Consider the following 3,159-nt stretch of genomic DNA (forward strand, 5'->3'; position numbering starts at 1 on the left):
CCCCACCCCCGACGACGGGGAGTTGAGACCACGGGACCGGCCGCCGACACGTTCGGTGGACCCGTCCCCGGGAACGGCGCGTCCGCCCCGGCCGAGGACACGGGACGAGTACGCGCACATGAACGAACAGCAGTGCGATACAAGCACGGGCACACCGGGAGGAACCATGACCGTCACCGAGGACATCCGGAAGAACCTGAACGAGGCCACCCCGCTGTACGTGGTCGCGGGCGCCGCCGACCTGGCCGCCGAGAAGCTGCGGGCGCTGCCCGCCTCGCTGGAGCGGCTGCGCGAGGAGGCCCCCGTCCGACTGCGCGAGGTGCGCGAGAGCGAGCTGCCGAAGCTGCGCGACCGCGCCCGGGAACTGGCCGAGCAGGGTCGGGAGACCACCCGGGAGTACGCCGGGAAGGCCCGGGAGACCTATGAGGAGCTGGCCCTGCGCGGCCGGGGCGCCGTGGAGCAGTGGCGCACCCACCGCGAGGAGACCCGCGAGGAGGCCGCCGGGGACAAGGGTGACGCCGGGGCCCCCGAGGTCACCGTGGAGCGGGTGACCGACCCCGCCGGGGCTCCCGGCGACGGCTCCGCCACCAACGCCGACGCCGACGCCGGCACCGAGGGACGCTGACCCCCGGACCCGCCTGCCGCGTCCCGCACCGACGGGACGCGGCACGGCCGGGCGCCGCGCGACGGTACTTTCCCGGGAACGTTGGGAGGTCGGGCCGCACCCGGTAGCGTTGAGGGGACCGACCGGCGGCCCGACCGGTGTTCGCCCGGCGAATCGACAGGATGGTGAACGGCGATGCTGTTGAACGGGTTCTTCTCGTTGATGAACCTCGTACTCCTGGGGTTGGTGGTGCTGAGCATCTTCGCCTTCGTGCACGCCGCCCTTCAGCGGGAGGATGCCTTCCGGGCCGCCGACAAGAAGACCAAGCCCTTCTGGCTGGTGATCCTCGGCGTGTCGGTGGCGGTGCAGTTGTTCATCCCCGGCTTCCTGCTGCTGGCGCTGGCGGGCACGATCGCGGCGGTGGTCTACATCGTGGACGTCCGCCCGGCCGTCACGGCGGTCGGTGGCGGCGGTGGCGGTCGGGGCGGCTGGAGCAGCAGCGACGGCCCCTACGGCCCGTACAACGGCGGCCGCTGAGAGCCACCGGCGGAGGTTCCGCCCACCCCCGGGGCCCGGCGCACCGAGGGGCGGCACCGGGCATCGACCGGGGCGGGGAGTCCACTCCCCGCCCTTCGGCATGTCGGTCGAAAACGATCAAGAAATGATCGCCCTCCGATGTTCAAGCGGGGCCCGGTGCGGGAAATCTCACCCCCGGAAGTGGTGAGCACCGGACTAAATATGCCCTTAGCATCTTCGGGTTACCACCGCCCGATGAATCGCAGAGGACGTCCAGTGCGCTTTCGTATGACGCCCCGGGAAACGGGCTTCCACGACCTCTTCGCCGCGGCGGCGGACAACATCCTCACCGGCTCCAAGCTCCTGCTGGAACTGCTCGGCGCCGATGCCGAGGGGCGCGAGGAGATCGCCGAGCGCATGCGGGCGGCCGAGCACGCGGGGGACGACACCACCCACGCCGTCTACCACCAGCTGAACTCCTCCTTCATCACGCCCTTCGACCGCGAGGACATCTACCGGCTCGCGGCCCGCCTCGACGACATCATGGACTTCATGGAGGAGGCCGTCGACCTCGTCGTCCTCTACCGCATCGACGAGCTGCCACCGGGCGTGGACCAGCAGATCCAGGTGCTCAACCGGGCCGCCGAGCTGACCGCCGAGGCGATGCCGCACCTGCGCACCATGGAGAACCTCACCGAGTACTGGATCGAGGTCAACCGCCTGGAGAACCAGGCCGACCGCGTGCACCGCCGACTGCTGGCCCACCTGTTCACCAACGGGGCCTACGACGCCGTGGAGATCATGAAGCTCAAGCAGATCGTGGACGTGCTCGAGGAGGCCGCCGACGCCTTCGAGCAGGTGGCCAACACGGTCGAGTCCATCGTGGTCAAGGAGTCCTGAGGACGGTGACCGGAACCGCCCTGGCGGCGCTGATCGCGACCGCCCTCCTCCTGACCTGCCTGCACGGCTTCCGGGACGCCCCGCACCTGCTCGTCGCCTCCGTCTCCACCCGCGCCCTGACCCCCCGGGTGGCGCTGGTGCTGGTCTGCGTCATGGGCGCGGCGGGCGCCCTGCTGGGCACGGCGGTGGCGACCACCGTCGCGCACCGCCTGGTGGACCTCGACCCCGGCGACGCCGGGCTGACCGCCGTGCTGGCCGGGACGGCCGGGGCGCTGCTGTGGGCGGGCGTCTCCCGATGGCTGCGGATGCCGGGTTCCACCTCGCAGGCGCTGATCGCCGGGGTACTGGGCGCGGTCCTCGCCGGTTCCCTCCTCGCCGACACCGGCTCGGTGCGATGGGGCGAGGTGGCGGGCCGCGTGGTGCTGCCCATGCTGCTGGCGCCCCTCGCGGCCCTGGCCGGGGCGTGGGCGCTGATGGTCGCCATCCTGTGGATCTTCCGCCGCGGTCGTCCCCGCCGGGTACAGCACGGCTTCCGGATCGCCCAGTCGGTCTCCGCCGCCGGAGCGGCGATGGGCTTCGGCCTGCAGAACGCCCAGAAGACGATGGGCGTGATCCTGCTGGGCCTGGTGGCCGCGGGCTCGGTGGGCCCGGGCGCCGAGGTGCCCTGGTGGGTGCGACTGGCCTGCGCGGCGACCCTGGTGGTCGGTACCGCGCTGGGCGGCCTGCGACTGATGAGCCGGACCCGGCGCCGGATCCTGGAGGCGGACCCACCGCGTGCCTTCGCGGCCGAGGCGAGCACCTCGGTGACGCTGCTGTTCGCCTCGCTGATCCCCGGTGTGCCGCTGTCACCGACACAGGCCGCCGCGCCGGCGGTGCTGGGCGCGGGCGCCACCCGGCGTCGACGGTGGGCCCGGGCGGTGCGCTCGGGCACCTCGGCCCTGCGGCTGGCCGGTCACGCGCTGACCCCCCTGGCCGCCGCCGGGACGGGCGCGGTGCTCTGCCTGCTCCTGCTGCCCCTCACGGGCTGACCGCCCGGGCCGTCCCCTCGCGGGGGCGCCCCGTCCGGAAGCCCGGCGGTCCGGGGCCCGGCGGGTCCGGCCGCACGTCCCGGCCGGGGCGCTCCGCACCCCGACGTCTCC

The 3,159-nt window shown here is 73.2% G+C and carries 4 protein-coding genes; all 4 read left to right on the forward strand.

What is annotated here, in order from left to right; all coding sequences use genetic code 11:
* Positions 1–166 precede the first annotated feature (166 nt).
* A complete protein-coding gene (locus tag FNQ90_RS17495; protein WP_182607244.1) occupies positions 167–625 on the forward strand; it encodes a hypothetical protein in 459 nt (152 codons plus the stop codon).
* Positions 626–799: 174 nt separating this feature from the next.
* Positions 800–1,141 carry a DUF2516 family protein gene (locus tag FNQ90_RS17500; RefSeq protein ID WP_143618627.1) on the forward strand — a complete coding sequence of 114 codons (342 nt, stop codon included), beginning with the start codon at positions 800–802 and terminating at the stop codon, positions 1,139–1,141.
* 255 nt (positions 1,142–1,396) lie between these two features.
* The gene (locus FNQ90_RS17505; protein WP_143618625.1) at positions 1,397–2,020 is read left to right on the forward strand and encodes a DUF47 domain-containing protein; all 624 of its coding nucleotides are present in this window, start codon (positions 1,397–1,399) and stop codon (positions 2,018–2,020) included.
* A gap of 5 nt (positions 2,021–2,025) precedes the next feature.
* On the forward strand, positions 2,026–3,048 hold the full coding sequence (locus FNQ90_RS17510; RefSeq protein WP_182607245.1) for an inorganic phosphate transporter: 1,023 nt from the start codon (positions 2,026–2,028) through the stop codon (positions 3,046–3,048).
* Positions 3,049–3,159: the final 111 nt, after the last annotated feature.

This window comes from Streptomyces alkaliphilus (assembly GCF_014141535.1).
Lineage (GTDB): Bacteria > Actinomycetota > Actinomycetes > Streptomycetales > Streptomycetaceae > Streptomyces > Streptomyces alkaliphilus.

Excerpts from the sequence above, each read along its gene's own strand:
- FNQ90_RS17495 (WP_182607244.1), top strand. The coding sequence starts at position 167 with ATGACCGTCACCGAGGACATCCGGAAGAACCTGAACGAGGCCACCCCG.
- FNQ90_RS17500 (WP_143618627.1), top strand. The coding sequence starts at position 800 with ATGCTGTTGAACGGGTTCTTCTCGTTGATGAACCTCGTACTCCTGGGG.